This is a genomic window from Nocardia sp. NPDC056000 (assembly GCF_042269265.1).
GTDB lineage: Bacteria > Actinomycetota > Actinomycetes > Mycobacteriales > Mycobacteriaceae > Nocardia.
In genome coordinates this window covers 425019-444126 of record NZ_JBHJXS010000004.1, presented here as the reverse complement: position 1 = coordinate 444126, position 19108 = coordinate 425019, and the positions used below count along the sequence as shown (strand labels likewise).

26 protein-coding genes are annotated in these 19108 nt (G+C 65.2%); 16 read left to right on the top strand and 10 right to left on the bottom strand.

Annotated elements, in window-relative coordinates; all coding sequences use genetic code 11:
* Entirely contained in the window at positions 1 to 399 is a 399-nt protein-coding gene (locus tag ACFC4D_RS14375) for a VOC family protein (RefSeq protein WP_376063273.1), read from the bottom strand.
* Between the two features lie 17 nt (positions 400 to 416).
* Here ACFC4D_RS14375 and ACFC4D_RS14370 point away from each other — a divergent pair, with 17 nt between their 5' ends.
* Positions 417 to 989 carry a MarR family winged helix-turn-helix transcriptional regulator gene (locus tag ACFC4D_RS14370; protein WP_376063272.1) on the top strand — a complete coding sequence of 191 codons (573 nt, stop codon included), beginning with the start codon at positions 417 to 419 and terminating at the stop codon, positions 987 to 989.
* 40 nt (positions 990 to 1029) lie between these two features.
* On the opposite strand, the gene ACFC4D_RS14365 is transcribed toward ACFC4D_RS14370, so the two are convergent.
* Positions 1030 to 1455 carry a hypothetical protein gene (locus ACFC4D_RS14365; RefSeq protein ID WP_376063270.1) on the bottom strand — a complete coding sequence of 142 codons (426 nt, stop codon included), beginning with the start codon at positions 1453 to 1455 and terminating at the stop codon, positions 1030 to 1032.
* Between the two features lie 93 nt (positions 1456 to 1548).
* Here ACFC4D_RS14365 and ACFC4D_RS14360 point away from each other — a divergent pair, with 93 nt between their 5' ends.
* From ACFC4D_RS14360 to ACFC4D_RS14345, 4 genes are all read left to right on the top strand, one after another.
* A complete protein-coding gene (locus tag ACFC4D_RS14360) occupies positions 1549 to 1932 on the top strand; it encodes a hypothetical protein (protein WP_376063268.1) in 384 nt (127 codons plus the stop codon).
* Positions 1933 to 1934: 2 nt separating this feature from the next.
* A complete protein-coding gene (locus ACFC4D_RS14355; protein ID WP_376063266.1) occupies positions 1935 to 2270 on the top strand; it encodes a winged helix-turn-helix transcriptional regulator in 336 nt (111 codons plus the stop codon).
* A 136-nt stretch (positions 2271 to 2406) separates the two neighbouring features.
* A complete protein-coding gene (locus tag ACFC4D_RS14350; protein ID WP_376063264.1) occupies positions 2407 to 2886 on the top strand; it encodes a nuclear transport factor 2 family protein in 480 nt (159 codons plus the stop codon).
* Between the two features lie 13 nt (positions 2887 to 2899).
* Positions 2900 to 3640 carry a class I SAM-dependent methyltransferase gene (locus ACFC4D_RS14345; RefSeq protein WP_376063680.1) on the top strand — a complete coding sequence of 247 codons (741 nt, stop codon included), beginning with the start codon at positions 2900 to 2902 and terminating at the stop codon, positions 3638 to 3640.
* Between the two features lie 85 nt (positions 3641 to 3725).
* Here the strand turns inward: ACFC4D_RS14345 and ACFC4D_RS14340 are convergent, their stop codons facing one another.
* On the bottom strand, positions 3726 to 4166 hold the full coding sequence (locus ACFC4D_RS14340; RefSeq protein ID WP_376063262.1) for a MarR family winged helix-turn-helix transcriptional regulator: 441 nt from the start codon (positions 4164 to 4166) through the stop codon (positions 3726 to 3728).
* A 155-nt stretch (positions 4167 to 4321) separates the two neighbouring features.
* On the opposite strand from ACFC4D_RS14340, the gene ACFC4D_RS14335 reads away from it, so the two are divergent.
* The gene (locus ACFC4D_RS14335; protein WP_376063261.1) at positions 4322 to 4783 is read left to right on the top strand and encodes a DUF6069 family protein; all 462 of its coding nucleotides are present in this window, start codon (positions 4322 to 4324) and stop codon (positions 4781 to 4783) included.
* A gap of 340 nt (positions 4784 to 5123) precedes the next feature.
* Positions 5124 to 5771 carry a GAD-like domain-containing protein gene (locus ACFC4D_RS14330; protein WP_376063260.1) on the top strand — a complete coding sequence of 216 codons (648 nt, stop codon included), beginning with the start codon at positions 5124 to 5126 and terminating at the stop codon, positions 5769 to 5771.
* A 113-nt stretch (positions 5772 to 5884) separates the two neighbouring features.
* Here ACFC4D_RS14330 and ACFC4D_RS14325 read toward each other — a convergent pair whose 3' ends face one another.
* Complete coding sequence (locus tag ACFC4D_RS14325) at positions 5885 to 6319, bottom strand: GH-E family nuclease (RefSeq protein ID WP_376063259.1); 435 nt, start codon at positions 6317 to 6319, stop codon at positions 5885 to 5887.
* A 537-nt stretch (positions 6320 to 6856) separates the two neighbouring features.
* On the opposite strand from ACFC4D_RS14325, the gene ACFC4D_RS14320 reads away from it, so the two are divergent.
* Together ACFC4D_RS14320 and ACFC4D_RS14315 are read left to right on the top strand one after the other, a co-directional pair.
* Positions 6857 to 7168 (top strand): hypothetical protein, encoded by a 312-nt coding sequence (locus ACFC4D_RS14320; protein WP_376063258.1) that lies wholly within the window; start codon positions 6857 to 6859, stop codon positions 7166 to 7168.
* Positions 7169 to 7461: 293 nt separating this feature from the next.
* A complete protein-coding gene (locus tag ACFC4D_RS14315; protein WP_376063256.1) occupies positions 7462 to 7992 on the top strand; it encodes a dihydrofolate reductase family protein in 531 nt (176 codons plus the stop codon).
* Positions 7993 to 8307: 315 nt separating this feature from the next.
* Here the strand turns inward: ACFC4D_RS14315 and ACFC4D_RS14310 are convergent, their stop codons facing one another.
* The gene (locus tag ACFC4D_RS14310; protein WP_376063678.1) at positions 8308 to 8589 is read right to left on the bottom strand and encodes a winged helix-turn-helix transcriptional regulator; all 282 of its coding nucleotides are present in this window, start codon (positions 8587 to 8589) and stop codon (positions 8308 to 8310) included.
* Between the two features lie 239 nt (positions 8590 to 8828).
* Between ACFC4D_RS14310 and ACFC4D_RS14305 the strand changes: the two genes are divergently transcribed.
* Complete coding sequence (locus ACFC4D_RS14305; protein ID WP_376063255.1) at positions 8829 to 9317, top strand: TIGR03618 family F420-dependent PPOX class oxidoreductase; 489 nt, start codon at positions 8829 to 8831, stop codon at positions 9315 to 9317.
* A gap of 211 nt (positions 9318 to 9528) precedes the next feature.
* Here ACFC4D_RS14305 and ACFC4D_RS14300 read toward each other — a convergent pair whose 3' ends face one another.
* Positions 9529 to 10233, bottom strand: a complete 705-nt coding sequence (locus tag ACFC4D_RS14300; RefSeq protein ID WP_376063254.1) for an enoyl-CoA hydratase/isomerase family protein — start codon at positions 10231 to 10233, stop codon at positions 9529 to 9531.
* Positions 10234 to 10414: 181 nt separating this feature from the next.
* Here ACFC4D_RS14300 and ACFC4D_RS14295 point away from each other — a divergent pair, with 181 nt between their 5' ends.
* A complete protein-coding gene (locus tag ACFC4D_RS14295) occupies positions 10415 to 11644 on the top strand; it encodes an alpha/beta fold hydrolase (RefSeq protein ID WP_376063253.1) in 1230 nt (409 codons plus the stop codon).
* Between the two features lie 77 nt (positions 11645 to 11721).
* Here ACFC4D_RS14295 and ACFC4D_RS14290 read toward each other — a convergent pair whose 3' ends face one another.
* Positions 11722 to 12318, bottom strand: a complete 597-nt coding sequence (locus ACFC4D_RS14290) for an NADPH-dependent F420 reductase (RefSeq protein ID WP_376063251.1) — start codon at positions 12316 to 12318, stop codon at positions 11722 to 11724.
* Positions 12319 to 12344: 26 nt separating this feature from the next.
* Positions 12345 to 13172, bottom strand: coding sequence for a 3'(2'),5'-bisphosphate nucleotidase CysQ (locus tag ACFC4D_RS14285; RefSeq protein ID WP_376063250.1), 828 nt, complete (start codon positions 13170 to 13172; stop codon positions 12345 to 12347).
* A gap of 137 nt (positions 13173 to 13309) precedes the next feature.
* Here ACFC4D_RS14285 and ACFC4D_RS14280 point away from each other — a divergent pair, with 137 nt between their 5' ends.
* Entirely contained in the window at positions 13310 to 14209 is a 900-nt protein-coding gene (locus ACFC4D_RS14280) for a LysR family transcriptional regulator (protein ID WP_376063248.1), read from the top strand.
* Positions 14210 to 14214: 5 nt separating this feature from the next.
* On the opposite strand, the gene ACFC4D_RS14275 is transcribed toward ACFC4D_RS14280, so the two are convergent.
* A complete protein-coding gene (locus ACFC4D_RS14275; protein ID WP_376063247.1) occupies positions 14215 to 14898 on the bottom strand; it encodes a GntR family transcriptional regulator in 684 nt (227 codons plus the stop codon).
* Positions 14899 to 14987: 89 nt separating this feature from the next.
* Here ACFC4D_RS14275 and ACFC4D_RS14270 point away from each other — a divergent pair, with 89 nt between their 5' ends.
* Positions 14988 to 15521, top strand: coding sequence for a YbhB/YbcL family Raf kinase inhibitor-like protein (locus ACFC4D_RS14270; RefSeq protein WP_376063246.1), 534 nt, complete (start codon positions 14988 to 14990; stop codon positions 15519 to 15521).
* A 38-nt stretch (positions 15522 to 15559) separates the two neighbouring features.
* Entirely contained in the window at positions 15560 to 16381 is an 822-nt protein-coding gene (locus ACFC4D_RS14265; protein WP_376063244.1) for an SDR family NAD(P)-dependent oxidoreductase, read from the top strand.
* 15 nt (positions 16382 to 16396) lie between these two features.
* On the opposite strand, the gene ACFC4D_RS14260 is transcribed toward ACFC4D_RS14265, so the two are convergent.
* Entirely contained in the window at positions 16397 to 16984 is a 588-nt protein-coding gene (locus tag ACFC4D_RS14260) for a TetR family transcriptional regulator (RefSeq protein ID WP_376063243.1), read from the bottom strand.
* Between the two features lie 155 nt (positions 16985 to 17139).
* On the opposite strand from ACFC4D_RS14260, the gene ACFC4D_RS14255 reads away from it, so the two are divergent.
* Both ACFC4D_RS14255 and ACFC4D_RS14250 read left to right on the top strand, forming a co-directional pair.
* The gene (locus tag ACFC4D_RS14255; RefSeq protein ID WP_376063675.1) at positions 17140 to 18042 is read left to right on the top strand and encodes an aldo/keto reductase; all 903 of its coding nucleotides are present in this window, start codon (positions 17140 to 17142) and stop codon (positions 18040 to 18042) included.
* Positions 18039 to 19052 carry an NADPH:quinone reductase gene (locus ACFC4D_RS14250; RefSeq protein ID WP_376063241.1) on the top strand — a complete coding sequence of 338 codons (1014 nt, stop codon included), beginning with the start codon at positions 18039 to 18041 and terminating at the stop codon, positions 19050 to 19052. Before ACFC4D_RS14255 ends, ACFC4D_RS14250 begins: the two co-directional genes overlap by 4 nt.
* Positions 19053 to 19108: the final 56 nt, after the last annotated feature.

Sequence of the window (19108 nt, the reverse complement as noted above, 5' to 3'; positions counted from 1 at the left end):
CTAGGACGTGGCCTCGGGGCGGGGGCTCAGGCAGAACGGTTGGCCGTCGGGATCGAGCAACACCAGCCAGCGACCGTCACCGGGTTGGAAGTCGGGTTGGCTGGCTCCGATCGCGCACAGGCTCGCGGCCGCCTTGTCGAGGTCATCGACCTGCAGGTCGAGGTGGAAGCGTTTGGCGCCGTTCTCATCTGGCCATTGGGCGGGGCGGAATCCCTCGATCTTGCCGAAGCCGATCTTGATGCCACCGCCTTCGACCATGCCGTAGTTGTCGTCGCTGTAGGTGACTTCCCAGCCGAGGGCGTCCGCGTAGAAGCGCGCCAGGCGGGACGGATCGGCGCTGTCGATATTGACCATCGACAGCGTCGCTGTGCGGGACTGAGTGGAATATGTGTGAGTCATGCATATAAACTAGAGCCGTGACGGAAACCCAGTCAAGCCTTCAGCACACAGCAAACGTCCTGGGCGCCTTGAGTCTCGTTGTCGCCGACCGGATGAACACCGCGGTCGAAGCGGTCGCGGCGCTCGGCCCGTCGGCGCCCGCCGCCTTGGCAGCGATGCATCAGTTCCTCGACGGCGCATCGGTGACGCAGCTGAGTTCCCTACTCGGCCTTACCCATTCGGGCACGGTGCGGCTCGTCGACCGCCTCGTCGCCGAAGGCCTCGCCGAGCGTGGCGGAGCTCAGGACGGGCGGGCCGTGTCCGTTGCCCTCACCCGGACCGGCCGGGACATGGCCGCGCGGATACTGCAAACGCGCGAGGAATCCCTGACAAACGCGTTATCGGCGTTGTCCCCGAAGGAGATCGACAATCTCGCGACAGCTCTGGACACGATGCTCACCACGGTGACCCTCGCCAGAGCCGAACAACGCGCGAGCGGCGGCGCGCGTCCACAGCCTTGGCTGTGCCGTCTGTGCGACTTGGCCGCATGCGGGCGAAGCGAGGGCGAGTGCCCGGTCAACAACGCCGCTACGACCGGCAGCGGAAGTTAGCGCGACACGCACATGTGCCGCCGCCGGAGCGCTCCGGCGACTATCCGTGCGCCGGTTGAAGTTTCGCGTACACGCCCATCGCCTGGAGCTGGCGTGCGACGACCACCATCTCGACGCGGGTGCCTTCGAGACCCGTCTCGCGTAGCCGCTCGGCCAGAACTCGGGCCTCTGTCAGCGAGAGCGACCGAATCAGACGTAGGGCTCGCATCAACATGGCCGCCGACACCTCGACCGACTCGAGCTCGAGGACCGTCGTTCTGTTCGCGGCCAGGATCGCCTCACGAAAACCCGAGCGTGGTTGGGTATAACCGCAATCCATCCAGACCGCGCCACATGCCGAGCACTCCCCGTCGATATCCCACCGGTGTTCGTCACCGATCAGCGCCTCGGTCAGGGTGGACGCGGTCGGGGAACCGCAGTCGATGCAAGGCACCGCGAACGGGGCCGATTCGGTGACGATGTCCACCCTGTCGAACCTACGGCCTGGGGCATACCCGCTGCGAGGGTGCCATCCCGTTGAGGCCTGGCACGAACCTCGGCCTGCCTCTAAAATAGAGGCATGACCGATAGTCTTGTTCTGCGGGTGTGGCAGTCGAAAGACGCCACACCCTTGCCCTCCCTGCTCGCCGAGGAGGCGATCTTCTCCAGTCCGGTCGCCGACTATCACGGCCGCGCCCGTGCGGCGCATCTGCTGGGCACGATCGCGACGGTGCTCGACTCGGTGCAGCAGACTCGGCAGTGGACCGACGGGCAGCAGGGAATGTTCGCTTTCACCGCACGATTCGCCGACCACGAACTGCAAGGAGTGCTGCGCGAAGAGCTCTCCGACACCGGCAGCCTGACCCATGTGACATTGTTCCTGCGCCCGTATCGGGCACTGCGCGCGGCCATCGCGGAAATGGCACGGCGACTGGAAGATTCGCCTCCGCCGCAAGCGGCGTGACCGTGACGGCCGAAACACCGCGCCCCGGTCGCGCGGTTCGTGGATCGACCTCCGGTCGCCCGATCATGGCCCTGTTCGATCTGCTCGGGCGGCGCTGGGTGCTGCGGGTGATCTGGGAACTCGATCAGGCTCCGAATCCGCTCACCTTTCGCGAACTTCGTACCGCGTGCGGGGATCTGTCCTCGAGCGTGTTGACGCGCCGACTGTCCGAGCTCACCGAGGCGCGCCTGGTCGAACACCAGGAGGGGTACCGGCTCACGCCCGCCGGGCGGACACTCGTCAAGCGGCTCGCGCCGCTGTCACAGTGGGCGGCCCAGTGGCAGAACGATTTTGAATGATTCGGCGCTCCGGCTAAGCGTCTGCGGCCATCGCGCTGGGCGACGCTGATCGGATGTGCAGGCTCGACGGGCGGCCTGCGTTGCATTACCTGGCAAGTAATCGACGCGGCGCGCCGTCGCACACAGGATGGTGGGCATGAACAATGTCGGAACGAGCACCACTCGCACGGTCGTCGAGCAGTTGTTGCACCGTATCGGTGCGGGCGATCCGGAGGCGATAGCAGCGCTGTACGCCCCGGACAGCGATTGGAAATTGAACTGGCCCGAACATGAGCACAACCGAGCGGCGACCCCGTGGATTCGCCCCCGCGCCACCCGCGCCGACGCCGCCGCGCACTTTGCCGAGATCGCGCACCACCACGTGCCCGAAGAGGTCGGAACCGTGGTCGAACGCATTCTGGTCGACGGCCCGGATGCGGTGGTACTGGGGGAAATTCGCCAAACAGCCCGCTCTACCGGACGCGCCTACCGTTCCCGATTCGCTCTACACCTGACCGTCGAGAACGGACTCATCACTCGCCACCACGTCTATGAGGACAGCCTCGCCGTCGCGCAGGCATTCGACGACGATCGCCAACCCGAGAACGCCACATCGGGGCTTCGTCCGAATCGCTAACCTCATTGGTGTGGTGAGTCGATCCGATCAATTCCAAGCTGGTTCGTTCGGCGCCGGCGCCGTCGAGTACGCGAAGTCGCGACCCCACTACCCACTGGACGCGGTGCGCTGGCTCGTTCCCGCGCATGCGGACAAGGTGCTCGACTTGGGCGCCGGGACAGGTCATCTGACTCGTGGGTTGTCCGAGTGCGGGTTCGATGTCATCGCGGTGGAACCGTCGGAAGGTATGCGACGCGAGTTCGCGCGCACGTCACCGGATGTCCCGGTGCTGGCCGGGACTGCCGAGCAGATCCCGCTCGAAGACGATTCAGTTGATGCGGTCGTTGTTGCGCAGGCGTGGCATTGGATCGACGTGGATGCGGCGGCACCCGAATTGCGCCGGGTATTGCGGACAGCCGGTGAACTCGGGCTGGTGTGGAACATTCGTGACGAGCGCGAACCCTGGGTGGCGGAGTTGGGCCGAATCATGCACCAGGGTGTCGAACAGGACATGGGGAGTGAAAACCCGTATGTCGGAGAGCTTTTCGAACCGATTGAGCGGTACGACGTCGAGTGGGTCTACCAGCTGTCGCGGCCGCGCTTGCTCGAGTTGGTGGCCTCTCGCAGCTACATCATCACGCTCGAGCCGGGCGCGAAGCAGCAGGTGCTGGATTCTGTTGCCGAGTTGCTGAACACCCATCCCGCTGTGCGGACTCGCTCGAGAATCGACCTGCCGTACGTGACGCGGTGCTCCCGGACGCGCCTCGCCGCCTGACGGGAAGCCTTGGGCCCGAACACACTTCGATCGCAGTCCAGTCGCGCCGGAACGTCCGCTCATTCCGCCGTGTGCGGTTCACCTGTCAGATGGTGCGTGTTTCGAGGGTCTCGGCGATCTCGGTGAGGATGTTGGTGGCCGTGGTGGCGTGCCGGGGTGTCCACGCTTGCCGGAGTTCGAGGGTGAGGTCGTCGAGTCGTCGCATGAAGTCCGAAGCGAGTGCACGGCCGCTGTCGGTGAGTTCGATCATGCTGACGCGGGCGTCGTCGTCACCGGGACGGCGTAGGAGCAGGCCGCGGTTCGAGGCGCGGTCGACGAGGTGGCTGACATTGGATCGGTCGCAGTGCAGCAGCCCGGCGAGTTCTCCGATCGAGCGCGGAGTCAGTGCGTAGCACAGGAGTTCGGCCTGTTGCGGAGTGAGTCCGGCCTCGCGGCTCGCGGTACTGAAGCTGTTGTTGAGCGCCACTCGCAATCGCCCCAACGCTTGCGGGATCGAGGGCGCCGCAGGCGCCGGAACGTCGCTCATAGCGTCATTCTATCCATATTGGGTGATGACATCACGCATTTACGTGATACCGTCACCTAATATTAGGTGATGGTATCACTCAATCGGGACGCGGCGACCTGCCGATGGCGACAGGCGCCAGCCGCCCCAGTGTGCCGATCCGGGAGGAACAGACGATGAGTCAAGCCCAACACCCGACCGAGACAACCAACGCCGTCCGGCCGGAAAGGCGCCAATCACCTTGGAGAACAGGAGTATTCGTCTTCGCCACCGCGGCGATCACCGATCTCGTCATCTTCGGGATCGCCAAGCTCGCAGGAGCCGACATGGTTGTCACGCCCCGCGGAGGGCGGACGATGACCATCGGGATCGGCACCATCATTGGCGCCTTATTCGTCGCCATCGCCCTCGCAACACTCGCCCTGGCCTTCCTTACCAGGCACCGAGAGTCGCTCCGACGAGTACTCGCCGCAGGAGGCCTGGCCGTAGGCATCACCAGCATCGCCCTTGTGCTCACCGCTGGAGCAACGGTCGAAACCAAAATCGCATTGGCATCGATGCACACCGTGGCCGGCCTGATCTGGTTCATCGCGTTGTGGCGACCCGCTGTGTGGGGCCGCGCCACCGCGCTTCGATAGACCCGAGTCGGGCCGGGAGCTACTTTTCAGAACGTGAGACTTCGCAAAATACCTAGGGTGGTGGCGGTTTCGCTCGGGCTCAGTTCGGCCACGCTCGTCGTGACCGCCTGCTCAGGCGGATCCGCCACCATGTCGGCTGGCTCCAGCGCCTCGGGGACATGGTAGGCGGACACACTGACCTGCCGATCTCAGCGCCTTGCCCGCCGACGTCCCGCCGAATTCTCCTCGCACCGTTGGTAATTCAGCGATCGGCGCGTCGAGGATATGGGATAGGTTGGCTTTCCGGTCCCCGGCCAGGCTGTGTCGATGGGACCTGTCCTGTGAAGTGGAGCGGTGATCTGTGGTGCTGTCGGTAGGCGACGTAGTCGAGCAGTGGGGGAATCCATCTGTACGCGTACCCGTGCCTCCGGAGCGGTTCGAGAAGTATCGGGACGTCGTGCCCGAGTTCCTGCTCCGGGTATGGCGGGAGTTGGGGTTCTCCGGATTTCTGGACGGTTTGGTCTGGGTATGTGACCCGGACGTTTGGCAGCCGGTCGTCGATGAGTGGACTGCGGGACTGCGATTGTCCATCGGTTCCGACGAATGGATCGCGGTCAGTCGCAGCGCATTCGGGCAGATGCAGCTGTGGGGTCGGCGAACCGGTATGAGCCTCATGATCATTCCGCACCGGGGGTGGTACGTCGTCGATGACTGTTCTTCGGAGATGTCGAACAGCGATGACCGCGATCTTCTCGTGTACGCGGCATTGGTCACGTCCGATCCGAATAGCCTGGATATCGTCGGTGACGATGACAAACCGCTGTTCAGCCGAGTGCTTCGAAGGCTGGGGCCGGTCGGTGCGGAAACCATGTACGGGTTCGTTCCGGCCGCCGCTTTGGGTGGTTCGATGCTTCCACGGAATATCGAGATACTCGATGCTGCAGCGCATATGAAGGTGCTCAGCGATGTCACGCCGCGGAGTCTTTTCGCCGATCTGCCCCCGCTATGACGGTCGCGTCCAGGTCGCCGGGATAGCTGGAGGCATGGTGCGACCAGCCGCCTGCCCGACCAGAGCCGAGGAACCGGCAACGGCTCTGATCGATCAGAGGATCGTGATTCGGTCTACTCCCAGTCGTGGCTGGCGTTGCAGGATCGGCATTCCAGCCGGAGGTTGTTCAGGTTGTTGTATGCCGCTTTGGCTTCGGCGGGGGTGGTTACGGCCGCTGCCTTGAGATGGTCCCGCCATTTCTGGACGTGGCCGAGTTCGATGCCGCTCTCGCTACACCCGTTGTAGCAGGTTTCGCACTGGTAGACCCGCATCTGCAGGTGCGGATTCCACGGATCGGTCACCGCTTGGAATTTTCGGTTGCTGAGCATGAAGATCCGAGTGTCCCGGGTGACGCGTAGTTGGGTGGGATCTGTGTACCAGCCCGGCTTGGGCAGCGCGGCGACGTAGGCGTCCACTGTGGCCTGCACGATTGCGGCGTCCGGAACCCAGGTGACATCGAACGAAATGCCATCGGGCAACGCGATTTCATTTTGGTAGCTAGCCTTCATCGGCCCGCCCCTTCTGAAGAGTATCTAGAAGGGTGGGTGCGCGCGTTCCCACCGACTGCCCATGATACTTGTGCCCCAACCCAATTCGTCGCAAATTCGCCGGGAGCGACCTCGGCGCCAGAAACAGAGTGCCTCGGAAAGATCAAGGCGCCGAACCATTTTCACCCGATTCGATGACCTTCCGGATCGCACCGAACATGCGGAAAGGTCTTATCACCACAACATGCGGATTTGCATGCCAGCTCGCGGGCTATGCTGCCCGCACCCGAGATCTGTTGGTATCAGGAAACCTGATACCCGAGACGGTGGAAGATCAACCGGCAGTCGGTAACCGAGCATGGCGGCTGAACATCAATCGATCCATCCGCAGAGCAGATTGGCGGCATGTCGCCGGAAGCAAGTACACACTTGCCGCGACCCCCGCGCTGGCCTGGCCGTCCAAACCTGCTGGCCGACCGCACCTTCCCAACGTGCTCATGCCGAGTTTGGTGTGTTGTCGAGTACTCGGGTTGCCGAGTGGAGACCTAAGCTGCCGTTGTGGAGAAGGAGTTGGAGTACATCCTGGGTGCAATGGACTACGAGATCTTCTACGACTGGTCCGAGTTCGCACGGGATCAGCTGAAGGTCCCGCGATTCTTGGAACTGGACCCGGACTTTCCGGCGAAGCTCAGGACCCAGTTCGCAGAACTCTTGCAGTCACGATGGATGTCGGCCGATGACTACGAGCGGTTGACCGGTGTGTCGATCGATTCCGACGAACTGTTGTACGACTTCCTCGGCCGCGCATATAGGTTCATCTTCGAGGGCGAAAATCCAGACGATCCTCCGTATCCGCCACAGTCGGATTAGGGCGAGGAGGTTCCGTCCACGCCACCGGTGACCATCCGCTTCTGCCGCTTGGCGCGCGGTTCGAAGTGGCCATCCATCGCGTCCGGAAGGTCAACGGGCCGAGCACATTTCGGCGCGGGAGACGTACTGGAATGCCGACTGCGGGATGATCAGTGGCGACCGTTGCCGTATCGGTACAGGTCTAGTAGAGATCCAGCATCTGGCGAACGATCCCGGGCAGGCCCGTCTGTGTACTCCGATGAATTTCGGCGGCGAGCGCCGTCTCTTCTGTGAACCGACGAAAGGACGAACTCATGCAGATCCTGGCTCGCCTGTGCATGACCGCTGATGGCTATGTGACGACTCCCGACGGCTGGCCGCCTCAGGTCATCGATCCGGCGCACGGTCCGGGCAGCCACGGCATCGCAGAATTCCTGAAGACCTGCGAGGCCGCTTTGATGGGTCGTACCACCTTCGAACCCGCACTCGCCGCCGATCGCTGGCCCTGGCCGGAACTGCAGGTCTTCGTGCTCGGCTCGCATCGGCCCGAGGGCATTCCCGACGATGTCACCTTCGACGACGACCCGCAGAGGCTGCTGGAGAAGGTCCGCGCAGCCAATCGCGGCGGCGATGTCCATCTCATCGGTGGTCCCGGCACGATCGAGACCTACCGCGCGCTCGGTGTTCTCGACAAACTCGAACTGGTGATTCTGCCGTTCTTGGTCGGCAGCGGCACGCGCCTGACCGATTCGCTCGATCCCCGGACCACTCTGCAATTCGAGAGCTCGCGGCCGTTGGACGGCGGTGGGGTGGAGATCGTCTACCGGGTGCTGCCGCACGACTGACAGCGGGTGTCACATCCTGTGCTTCACATAAGAAGCCGCTTCTGGCTCCGATGAGCGCGAATGGGCCCATTCCTACACAAACACCCCTCGATCGACGGATTCCCGCCAATTTCGCTGCCGCAGTGCAGGTTTAGGCTCATTCGCGCTCGCCGCGACGTTCTTACGGCAACGCACTATCCTGCCGCGACCCGGGCGTTGGTCGCCCGCCCGAATGGGGTTGGCCGACGGTTCTTCCAGGTGCGCGGTTATGCCGATGAGGTTGAAGTCGCGGTTCGTGCCGCAATCGAGCAACAGGTGCAGGGGATACCCAGCGGATCACGTTGATTCGGTCGATATGGCTGAGGGTGTGGCCTGCTCGTCGTAGGTTCTGCGTGCCGCGGCGATCGTGTTCCGGTGGCGGTCGGCCCATCCGGTCAGCGCCAGAAGGGTCTGATAGAGCTCTCGGGCCATCGGTGTGGCTTGGTATTCGGTCTTGGGGGGCACCACTGGATATACCGTGCGGGTCAGCAGGCCGTCATGTTCGAGGTTGCGCAGGGTCAGGGTGAGCATTCGCCTACTGGCACCGCTGATTTCGCGTTCGAGTTCGGTGAAACGCATCGGACCCCGAGTGGTCAAGAGCAGGACACCGATGGCCCATTTTGCCGCTGACCCGATTGAGGACTTTCAGCACCGAACACGCATGGTCGAGTGGCGAATCGCCCTCGGCGACCGCGTCTGCCTGCAATGGAACATCGCTGTCACTCTGGAACATGAAAGTGCCTCCTTCCGCCCGCCACGACCGTGACAGATCATGCACTCAGTAACAAATAGTGCACTGAGACAACGGAAGGGTCGCCATGTCCGACGTTCAGGAACCGATGTACGAACCGGGCCGGGGAGCGGCTCCGACCCGGCTGTCGACCGACCGACTGGACCGTTTTCTCGCAGAGAATCGGATGGGAGCGCTGATAACTATCAAGCGCGACGGGCATCCGCACCCGTCTACCGTTGCCTACCAATGGAATTCGGGCGCAGGCGTGATTTCGATCGGCTCGACCGCAGACCGTATCAAAGTCCGCCACCTCACCCGAGATCCACGCGCCGCGCTCTACGTGAGTAGCTCGGACCATCTCAGCTTCGCGGTGGCCGAGGGCACGGTGGAGATTTCTCCGGTCAGTACGGTTCCCGGCGATGCGACGGGCCGCGAAATGCTCGCCATGTTCCCCGAATTCGACAACCCCGACGATGCCCCGATCTTCCTCGAGAACATGGTCGAGGACCATCGGGTCGTGATCAGGCTCCGGGTCGCTAAGCTGTATGGGGACACACTCACTGCCGAGCACTGATCGACAGCAGCCCGATCGCCCGGCATCGGTGCGCACCGTGTCTCACATGCTGGCTCCCAGGATCGTCAGACCGATCAGCGGACGCGCGCTCATGCCGCTACCCGCGCGTTTCGGGCCGACCAGTGGGCGCGCCCGAAGGTCAACGCGGCAAGGTCATCTCGATCCGTCTGACACACTGGTCTGCCGATTTCGGTGCGATATGCGCGGCGCCTCAGCCCGCAGCGGAATCGTGGTTGTATTCCGCGACAGACCCGAGCAGGGCCGCGGTGGCATTGCGATAGAGCGATGACTTGACGTGGCCGAGGGCGGGCCCGGCGGTCGAGGCCAGGCGCTGTGCGTACTCCACAGCGGATTTCAGGAGGTCATGCTCGTCGGCGACCGAGTCGACCAAACCGGTCGTCATCGCTTCGGTCCCGCCGTAGCGGTGCCCCGTGAGAAGAGCACGACGGGCCACCGGTAGCGGCAACTGCGACTGTGCCAGCTCCACCATCCCGGGAGCGTAGTTGACCCCGAGCGTGACGCCGGGAAAACACACATAGCCACGATCGCGGCGCATGATCCGGTGATCGTGTGCGACAGCGAGAAAGGCCCCGGCACCATAGGCATGACCGTTGATCGCGGCGACAGTCGGTATCGGCAGTGTGAGAATTCTGGCGAACAACCGCAGCAGGTCGGCAACATTGTCGTTGATCCGCTCGGGGTTTCGCGCAGCCCACTCCACATCGAAGCCGGTGGAGTAAAACTTTCCGTCACCGATCGTGACGAGCCCGCAGGGACCGGAGATCGCAGCGACCTCATCGAGCAGAGCGTCCATTTCGCCAACCCACTCCGGATGAAACCGGTTCTCGGTATCGCGGTCCCCCCGGTTGCCCAACTGGAGGATGAAAACCTGGCCCTCACGCTGCAAGTACGGCATCGCGTCAAGATATCCCACCAGCGGGGCGCGCTTTCACGCCATGGCAAGGGCACACATCTGCAGCGAGGCTGTCCAGTGCCGAGTGCAACAGTCCGATCGGTCGAAACGTGGCGGAATGCGGTGGATTCCCGGGGCCGATTCTCGTGGCCGCCCCGGCGTCCGTTCTGGTTGGATCGCGCGTATGGCAACCAGTGTGTGCATCCCCGGCCTGGCGCTCACCGAGCACGAGTTCGCCGTCCCCCTCGACCATTCCCGCGCTGACGGACCGAAGATCACCGTCTTCGCTCGGGAGGTCGCCGATCCGGACGGGCTCGACCGGCCGTTTCTCGTCTATCTTCAAGGTGGGCCGGGGCACGAGGCGCCGAGGCCGTCGCTCGGGGCGCCGAGTTGGCTGGCGCGGGCGTTACGGGAGTACCGGGTGCTGATGCTCGATCAGCGGGGTACCGGACGGTCCACGCCGGTTGGCACGTTGTCCGGCACTCCGGCAGAGCAGGCCGAATACCTAACCCACTTCCGCGCTGACGCGATCGTCCGCGACGCGGAGTTCGTGCGGCGACAGTTGGGCGTCGAGAAGTGGAGCGTATTGGGGCAGTCGTTCGGCGGATTCTGCACACTCGCATACCTTTCCCACGCTCCCGAAAGCCTGGCCGAGGCATTCTTCACCGGCGGGCTACCGCCGATCGCGCGGCATCCCGACGAGGTCTACACCGCGACGTTCGCCAACCTGATCGAGCGCAATCGCCGCTACTACCGCCGCTATCCGGGCGACCGCGGCCGGGTGGAGGCGCTGCTGCCGATGCTCGACGACGGGGTCGTCGTGCTGCCCGACGGCAGTCCGCTCACCGCGCGGCTGTTCCAGCAGCTCGGATATCTCCTCGGTGCCAGCGGCGGCGAGCAGACGCTGCACTACCTACTCGAACGTGACCCGAAGTCCCCTGCCTTCGCGCACGACGTCGCCAACTCGCTGCCGTTCACCGCACGCAATCCGCTGTATTCGGTGATCCATGAGTCCTCCTACTCCGACGGATTCGCCACCGGTTGGTCTGCCGAGCGCGTGCTGCCGGACGAGTTCCGCACCGACCGGACGTTGTTCACCGGAGAACATGTATTTCCCTGGCTCTTCGACGATTTCCACGGTCTCCGGCCGATGAAGCAGACCGCCGAGCTCCTTGCGGCACACCAGTGGCCGCAGCTGTATGACGCCGACGTGCTGCGCGAGTGCACGGTCCCCGCCGCGGCGGCGATCTACGCCGACGACATGTACGTCGAGCGGGGGTTTTCCGAGGAGACCGCCCGGTTGATCCCGACGCTGCGGCCGTGGATCACCAACGAGTACGAGCACAACGGCCTGCGCGCGGCCGGGGATCACGTGCTCGGGCGGTTGATCGACCTCGCCCGCGGCCGGGTCTGAGGGGAACCCTCGCGGGCACATACTCTTCTGTTCGTGCGGCCTGGATCGTTCGGGGCGTGGCGGGCTGCACGCTCCGTTCAGCGCGCGAGCGAGATGGCGAAGGGCGCGAAGCCGGTAGATCGAATTACGTGCGGTACGAACAGGATTGAGGCTTCGGTGGCTCGGGCGGTCTCGATTCCACCAAGGTCTGTGATCCAGTCGGGGTGCCAACCGAGGTCTGCGAGCACGTCTCGGACGATCTGTTTGGCCTCCGGGTCTTGGCCGGAGAGGAATGCGGTTGGTGTTTGGGTGAGCGAGGTAGGGGCGGTCATCACCGAATACAGCATTGTGTTCAGGGTTTTGACGACGTGGGTCTCGGGGAGCGCCTGCTGGAGTTGCTCGGCAAGGCTCGAGCCGGGGTAGAGGAGATCGGCGGGGAATCCGTCCGGGCCGTCGAGGGTGGCGTTGGAGACGTCGATGAGGATCTTGCCGCGCAGATGCTCGCGCAGCGCGGTGAGCCGTTCCAGCGAACTGTCGCCCGGGGTGGCGTTGATGACGATCTGCGCTGTGCGGACGGCATCTGCCGCGGAACCCGGCGAGCGGTCCGCCACGGTGACTGTGTGTCCGGCCCGGGTGAGGGCGGTGGCCAAGCCGCCGCCCACGCGGCCGCCGCCGAGAATAGCGATGTTGCTCATGATGAAGTCCTTTGTGGTCGTTGTGATCAGCGGGAAAGTGTGGCGACCGCGGCGGCGTGCACGCCGGGCGCCGCGGCCAGGAAGCCGTCGCTCGCCAGAGTCCAGGGGTGGCCTTCGGTGTCGGTGATCCGTCCGCCGGCCTCGGCGACGAGCAGCGCTCCGGGCAGCAAATCCGCACGGCCCCCGGCGAATTGCCAGAAGGCGTCGATCCGGCCGGCCGCCACATTCAGCAGATGCAAGGTGGCGGGCACGGAGATTCGCACCACGAGCGCGTCGACGAGCATTTCGGTGATCGAGGAGCCGACCCGGCGCACGACCTTCTCGTCCTCGTCCGGCCTGGCCTGGCTCGTGGCCACGATGCTCAGCCCGAGGTCCGTGGTTCCCGATACGTGCAGCGGCAAGCCGTTGCGGTGAGCACCGCCACCGGCCAATGCGGTGTAGGTTTCGCCGGTCAGCGGTACGTGGACCGCAGTGAGCACCGGCTGGTTATCGCGTACGAGGGTCGCGGTCACCGCCCAGTCCGGCAGGGCGTGCAGGTGGTTGACGTTGCCCTCGACCGGATCCACGACCCACCATTCGCCGGCCGGCAGCGCGCCGCCGTCCAGTTCCTCGCTCACCCAGCGGGCGTCCGGGCGCAGAGCTTCCAGACGCGGACGCAGGATGTCGAGAACCGCGTCGTCGTTGGCGGCGAGCGCGCTCATCAGCTCGTCGCGGGTTTGGTACCGGACCACGTTGCCGAAGCGCTCCAGCGCCGCCGCACCCGCGGCGCGTACGACGAGAGCGGTCTGTGCGAGCAGGTCGGCGTCGGAGGCGAAAGGCGTTGTGACACCGTTGTTCTGAAGTGTTTCGGACATGACGAATGCTCCAATCCGAGCAAGGGGAATGAGATCAATCGGGCGAGGAATCGTGGATTCTTGCGCCCGCACCTAGAACATTAGGAGCGGTCATCATTAACATCAAGTGCATGTAAAGCACGTCTAGCATGACTCTCATGCAACTGGATTTGAATCTGCTCGCCGCGCTCGACGCGCTCCTCGAGGAAGGCAGCGTGGCCGGTGCGGCCGAGCGGCTTTACGTCACCGCGCCCGCGATGAGCCGCAGCCTCGGCCGCATCCGGCGCACGACCGGCGATCAGATCCTGGTGCGCACCGGACGCACGATGACACCGACGCCCTACGCGCTCGCGGTCCGCGAACAGGTGCACGACCTGCTGATGCAGGTTCAGGGCGTGCTCGCGCCGAGCCGTGAACTCGACCTCGCCACACTCGACCGCACCTTCACGCTGCGCTGGCACGACGCATTGGTCGCCCTCAGCGGCCCCGGCCTGCTCACCGCCGTGCGCGAGCAGGCACCGGGCGTGCGGCTGCGCTTCATCGCCGAATCGAGTATCGATACCCCCGAACTGCGGCGCGGGGAGGTCGATCTCGCCGCGAACGCGGACCGCCCGACCGCACCCGAGATCCGCTCCACCGAGGTGGCCGAGACCCGGCAGGTCATCGTCGTGCGGCGGGGACACCCGCTCACCCAGGTCGAGACCGTCACCGCCGCACAATTCGCCGCGGCCGAGCACATCACCGTTTCGCGGCGCGGCAAGCTGAGCAACATCCTCGACGAGGAACTCGCACGGCTCGATCTCACTCGACGTGTGGTGGCGACCGCGCCCACCGAACGAGCCGCGCTCGAATTCGTCCGAGGCTCCGACCTTCTCGTCACAGCTCCCGAATCCACGGCGCGTGCGGCCGCCGAAGATCTCCGCCTGGCCTTGCTTCCGCTGCCGTTCGAGCTGCCTCCGGCGCGGGTGTATCTGTCATGGCATCAGCGCTATGACACCGACCCCGCGCACATCTGGCTACGCGATCTGGCTCGGACCGCATTGACCAGTGCGATGTGAGGCGCTCACTCTTCTTGCGCCGCCAGTGCTTCCGTCGTCAGGGTGAGATGGCGGGTCAGGATGTCGGCCGCGGTGTCAGGGTCGCGGGCCAGCGCCGCCTCTTCCAATCGGCGATGCTCGTCGATGCCGTCACGCTCGGGGTCGCGGTGCGCGGACCAGCGGCGGGCCAATTCGCTTGCGACCCAAAGGCGGTCGAAGGTTTCCAGTAGGACCGGGTTGCCGCAGCCCTCCAAAAGGGTGCGATGGAATACGCGGTGGACCTCGGCCCATTCCTCGCTGTAGTACTCACCGTCCTGCGGGGTGAATGCCGGTGTGCGAGCCAGGCGGTGGTGGGCGGCTCGTACGTTGCCTTCCCAGTCGACGTCACCGCGTTCGATCGACATGCGCAGCAGGACCGGCTCGATGGTCCGGCGAGCCTCCCCTATCTGTTGCCAGCGCTGAGCCGAGAGAGCTGGGACCGCGAAGCCGCGATTGGTCAGTCGTTCGGCCAGACCCTCACCGACCAGTCGGACCAGCGCCTCGCGCACCACGGCCAGGCTCACGCCGTGTTGACCGGCGAGATCCTGCGGCTTGAGCGCGGCACCGGGTGCGTACTCGCCGCGCATGATCGCGTTTCGCAGGTGTGCGTAGACCTGCTCGGAAAGCATCTGCTTCGCCGGCTGGGCTGGTGTGGACATCGACCGAGTCATCACTCGATCGTAGACGATTTGATCAATAATCGATTATTTCTGCTATCGTCGATTTTGTTCGCACGGAACGACCCGAAAGGCGCGACACGATGAGCGCAAACAACCCCTTCGCCCGCCTCCCCGAGGCAGCCGCATTCACGCTCACCAGCACCACGGTGAGCGACGGCGCCGCCTGGCCACCCGCGCAGTGGTCCTCCGGCGCCCCGGACGGGAAAGACGTTTCCCCACAACTGAATTGGAGTGGCGCTCCCGCTGGTACCAAGAGCTACGCGGTGACCGTGTACGACCCCGACGCTCCCACCGGCTCCGGGTTCTGGCATTGGGCCGTCGCCAACATCCCGGCCACGATCACGACCCTTGCCGAAGGCGCCGGAGACGATGCGGGCAGCGGCTTGCCGGCCGGTGCCTTCCAATTGCCGAACGATGCGCGCCTGCCTCGATACATCGGCGCCGCACCGCCGGCCGGGCACGGTGCGCACCGGTATTTCGTCACCGTGCACGCGCTCGATGTCGAGGACATCGGCATCGCCGCCGACTCCACACCCGCCCTGCTCGGATTCATGATCGCCGGACACATCCTGGGCCGCGCCACGCTCGTCGCCACGGCGGAGGCACTGCAGTGACGTACGGAAATACTAAGAGCGACAACGATATCGATCGAATGGCCGGTCAGTCCGTGCTGATCACCGGTGCGACGGACGGACTCGGCCGCGAGCTCGCGGTGCGACTCGGCGCCGCGGGTGCGCGGCTGATCCTGCACGGCCGCAACCCCGATCGGGCCGCGGCGGTCGCCGCGGAGGTGACAGCCGCGGGCGGACACGCTCCGCTGATCATCCTGGCCGACCTGTCGCGCCTCGCGGAGGTGGACCGGCTGGCCGACGAGATCATCTCCCGCACTTCGCGATTGGACGTGCTGGTGAACAATGCGGGCACCGGCGGGCGGGCAGACGGAGAACGTTCACTCAGTGCCGACGGCAACGAATTGCTATGGGCAGTCAACCATTTGGCCCCGTATCGGCTGACGCGGCGACTGCTTCCGCTGTTGCAGACCTCAGCTCCGGCTCGGGTGGTGAATGTAGCCTCGGCCGGGCAGCAGGAGATCGACCTCGTCGATCCGACGCCCGAGCACGACTACAACGCATACGCCGCGTACTGCCGGGCCAAACTGGCGATGATCATGACGACCATCGAATACGCCGAGGAACTCGACGGAACCGGCGTCACCGTGAACGCCCTGCACCCGGCCACCCTCATGCCGACAACCATGGTGCGCGAATCCGGAGTCACCCCGATCAGCACGGTCGCCGAAGGCGCCGACGCGACTCTCCGGCTGATTTGCGACCCGGGCCTGGCTCAGATCACCGGCCAATACTTCAACGGCACCCGAATGAGCACTCCGCACACTCAGGCGAACGATCCGAAGGCGCGGAGTCGACTGCTCGAAATCAGTGACGCCGCAATCATTTCAGCGGTCGGCCGATAGGTCGTTCCGAGGACGTCAGCGGGCCCGAAGACCGTCGAGGATGAGGGCGACGACCGCCTCGGACTCCGCTTCGGTCTCCGGGGAGTGCCATTGCGCGGCGTGGGTCGGGTCGTGGAAGCGGCTCGTCGCATCCAGCACGGCTCGCGCGATCACCTCCGGCTCGCCGGTGCCGAAATCGCCGGTGGCAATGCCCTCGATGATGACGTCCCGAATCAGAGCGAGCAGGAAGCCGACGTGCTCGGAGGACACGGTGCTGTGCTCGGCCGCCAGCACTCGGAAGGTGGCGAACAGCTCCGGATCCTGCCTGGCTTTTGCCCATTTGACGGCGAACATGGTGTTGAGCAGTGCTCGTAACCTCTCGGCCGGGGGAAGCTCGGAGTTGTCGGCCGCGGCGGCGAGTTCGGTCCGCACCCGGTCGAGCCAGCGACGGATCACGGCCTCGCGCAGCGCCGCCTTGGACGCGAAGTGCCGATACACGCTGCCATGGCTCACACCCAGCTGGCGTGCGACGTCGAGCACGGTCGTCTTGTCCGGGCCGTGACGGCGCAGGATTTCCTCGGTTGCCGAGACGATCGTCTCGGCGTCGAGCGGTTCCCCACGCATCGGGCCTCCTTGTCGGCTGGTCATCGGCCTCGCGAACCTATGTCTCCACCGAGTCAGCAGTCAAACTTTGTCATCCGACTGACAAATATTGAAATCTGTCAGTCAATCTATCTAAAGTTGCCTCATCGCTCGACCACCGACCGAGGAGACTCGCCATCAACACCCGCACCGCTTCCATCGCCGGCCACTCCGTTTCCCGGATCGGCTACGGCGCGGCCCAACTCCCGCGGCTGCGCGACCGTCCCAACGAGGCCGCCGCACTGCTCCGGCGAGCGATCGAGCTGGGCGTCAACCACATTGACACCGCCGAGTTCTATGGCTTCGGCTTCGCCAATACCGTCATACGCCAGGTCCTGCGCCCCGAGGACAGCGTGCTGGTCGTCACCAAGGTCGGCGCCGATCCCGACCCGGGCGGGCGACTGCCGCTGCGAATCGCGCAGCGCCCCGAACAGCTGCGGGCCAGCGTCGAGGACAATCTGCGCGACCTCGGTGTCGAACAGCTCGCCGTGGTCAACCTCCGACGGCTGGACACCGGGCCCGGATTGCGCGCCGAGGGTGACCAGGTGGTCGACCTCGAGGACCAGCTGGCAACCATGATCGACCTGCGCGAGCAGGGCAAGATCGGCGCGATCGGCCTGAGCAGCGTCACCCTCGACAACCTGCGGCGCGCCATACCGGCCGGCATCGCCTGCGTGCAGAACGCGTACAGCCTCGTCTCCCGGGATGACGAGGACATGCTGCGGCTGTGCACGGCCGAGGGCATCGCGTGGGTGCCGTTCTTCCCGCTCGGCGGCGAATTCCCGAATCTGCCCAAGGTCACCGACGAACCGGTTGTGCACACCGTCGCTGAATCCTTGAACGTGACTGCGCCCCAGATCGGCCTGGCTTGGCTGTTGCACCACGCGCCGAATATCCTGCTCATCCCCGGGACCGGTGACCGCGCACACCTCGAGCACAATATGGCGGTCGGCGAAATCGCGTTCGACACAGACACATTGGCGACTCTGGACGCTGTCGAGTCCCGCTCCAACAACGTCGCGATCGGCGGTGCGCGGTGAAAGCCGTCGTCTACCGCGACAACGGTGGCCCCGAGGTTCTCCAGCTGGTCGATCGCGAACTGCCCGTGCCCGGTCACGGCGAGGTCCGAGTCCGGGTGGCCGTGTCCGGAATCAACCCCACCGACTGGCAGGCGCGCGCCGGCCAGGGCATGGCGTTCGCGGAGATCACCCCGCACCTGGACGGCGCGGGTGTGATCGACGCCGTCGGCGCGGGGGTCGATGTGAGCCGGGTCGGCCAGCGGGTGTGGTTGTTCATGGCCGCGGCGGGTAGACCCACCGGCACCGCGGCGGAGTTCACCGTGGTGCCATCCGATCAGGCCGTGCCGCTACCGGACGACGCCGGTTTCGACGTCGGCGCCGCACTCGGTGTTCCCGCGCTCACCGCGCACCGCGCGCTGACCGTCGCAGAGGACGGGCCGCGTCGGCTCCGGCCCGGCGCACTGGCGGACAAGGTGGTGCTCGCCGCAGGCGGGGCCGGCGCAGTCGGGCACGCGGTGATCCAACTCGCCCGCTGGGCCGGTGCCACGGTGATCAGCACGGTGAGCAGTCCGGAGAAGGCCCGGCTGGCCACCGCCGCCGGCGCTCATCACGTGGTCGACTATCGCCGGGGCGACCCTGCCGCCGAGATCCTCGCACTCGCCGCGGAAGGCGTGGATATCGTCGCGGAGGTGGCGCTCGGTGCCAACCTCGCCCTGGATCTGTCGGTGCTGCGACCGCGCGGAACGCTTTCGACCTACGCCAACAACGGTGATCAACCGGTCGAACTGAACGTGCTGCAGCACATGGTGCGCAACACCCGGATGCAATTCATCGTCCTCTACACCGCCGGTCCCGAGGTCCGGGCCGCGGCCGTTGCGGACGTCGCCGCCGCCGTGCGCGACGGCGCGCTGCCGGTCGGACAGGAGCACGGTCTGCCCCTGGTCCGCTTTCCGCTCCATCGCACCGCGGATGCCCATCGGGCAATCGAGGCCGGCCAGGTAGGCAAGGTGCTGGTCGACGTCAGGTCGTGACGGTTCTCCGGCCCGCTCCCGAGCACGAGCAATTCGGCGATGAATTCTGTTGTCTA

Excerpts from the sequence above, each read along its gene's own strand:
- ACFC4D_RS14375 (WP_376063273.1), bottom strand. The coding sequence starts at position 399 with ATGACTCACACATATTCCACTCAGTCCCGCACAGCGACGCTGTCGATG.
- ACFC4D_RS14360 (WP_376063268.1), top strand. The coding sequence starts at position 1,549 with ATGACCGATAGTCTTGTTCTGCGGGTGTGGCAGTCGAAAGACGCCACA.
- ACFC4D_RS14350 (WP_376063264.1), top strand. The coding sequence starts at position 2,407 with ATGAACAATGTCGGAACGAGCACCACTCGCACGGTCGTCGAGCAGTTG.
- ACFC4D_RS14340 (WP_376063262.1), bottom strand. The coding sequence starts at position 4,166 with ATGAGCGACGTTCCGGCGCCTGCGGCGCCCTCGATCCCGCAAGCGTTG.
- ACFC4D_RS14335 (WP_376063261.1), top strand. The coding sequence starts at position 4,322 with ATGAGTCAAGCCCAACACCCGACCGAGACAACCAACGCCGTCCGGCCG.
- ACFC4D_RS14325 (WP_376063259.1), bottom strand. The coding sequence starts at position 6,319 with ATGAAGGCTAGCTACCAAAATGAAATCGCGTTGCCCGATGGCATTTCG.
- ACFC4D_RS14315 (WP_376063256.1), top strand. The coding sequence starts at position 7,462 with ATGCAGATCCTGGCTCGCCTGTGCATGACCGCTGATGGCTATGTGACG.
- ACFC4D_RS14310 (WP_376063678.1), bottom strand. The coding sequence starts at position 8,589 with ATGCGTTTCACCGAACTCGAACGCGAAATCAGCGGTGCCAGTAGGCGA.
- ACFC4D_RS14305 (WP_376063255.1), top strand. The coding sequence starts at position 8,829 with ATGTCCGACGTTCAGGAACCGATGTACGAACCGGGCCGGGGAGCGGCT.
- ACFC4D_RS14300 (WP_376063254.1), bottom strand. The coding sequence starts at position 10,233 with ATGCCGTACTTGCAGCGTGAGGGCCAGGTTTTCATCCTCCAGTTGGGC.
- ACFC4D_RS14295 (WP_376063253.1), top strand. The coding sequence starts at position 10,415 with ATGGCAACCAGTGTGTGCATCCCCGGCCTGGCGCTCACCGAGCACGAG.
- ACFC4D_RS14290 (WP_376063251.1), bottom strand. The coding sequence starts at position 12,318 with ATGAGCAACATCGCTATTCTCGGCGGCGGCCGCGTGGGCGGCGGCTTG.
- ACFC4D_RS14285 (WP_376063250.1), bottom strand. The coding sequence starts at position 13,172 with ATGTCCGAAACACTTCAGAACAACGGTGTCACAACGCCTTTCGCCTCC.
- ACFC4D_RS14280 (WP_376063248.1), top strand. The coding sequence starts at position 13,310 with ATGCAACTGGATTTGAATCTGCTCGCCGCGCTCGACGCGCTCCTCGAG.
- ACFC4D_RS14275 (WP_376063247.1), bottom strand. The coding sequence starts at position 14,898 with ATGACTCGGTCGATGTCCACACCAGCCCAGCCGGCGAAGCAGATGCTT.
- ACFC4D_RS14270 (WP_376063246.1), top strand. The coding sequence starts at position 14,988 with ATGAGCGCAAACAACCCCTTCGCCCGCCTCCCCGAGGCAGCCGCATTC.
- ACFC4D_RS14265 (WP_376063244.1), top strand. The coding sequence starts at position 15,560 with ATGGCCGGTCAGTCCGTGCTGATCACCGGTGCGACGGACGGACTCGGC.
- ACFC4D_RS14260 (WP_376063243.1), bottom strand. The coding sequence starts at position 16,984 with ATGCGTGGGGAACCGCTCGACGCCGAGACGATCGTCTCGGCAACCGAG.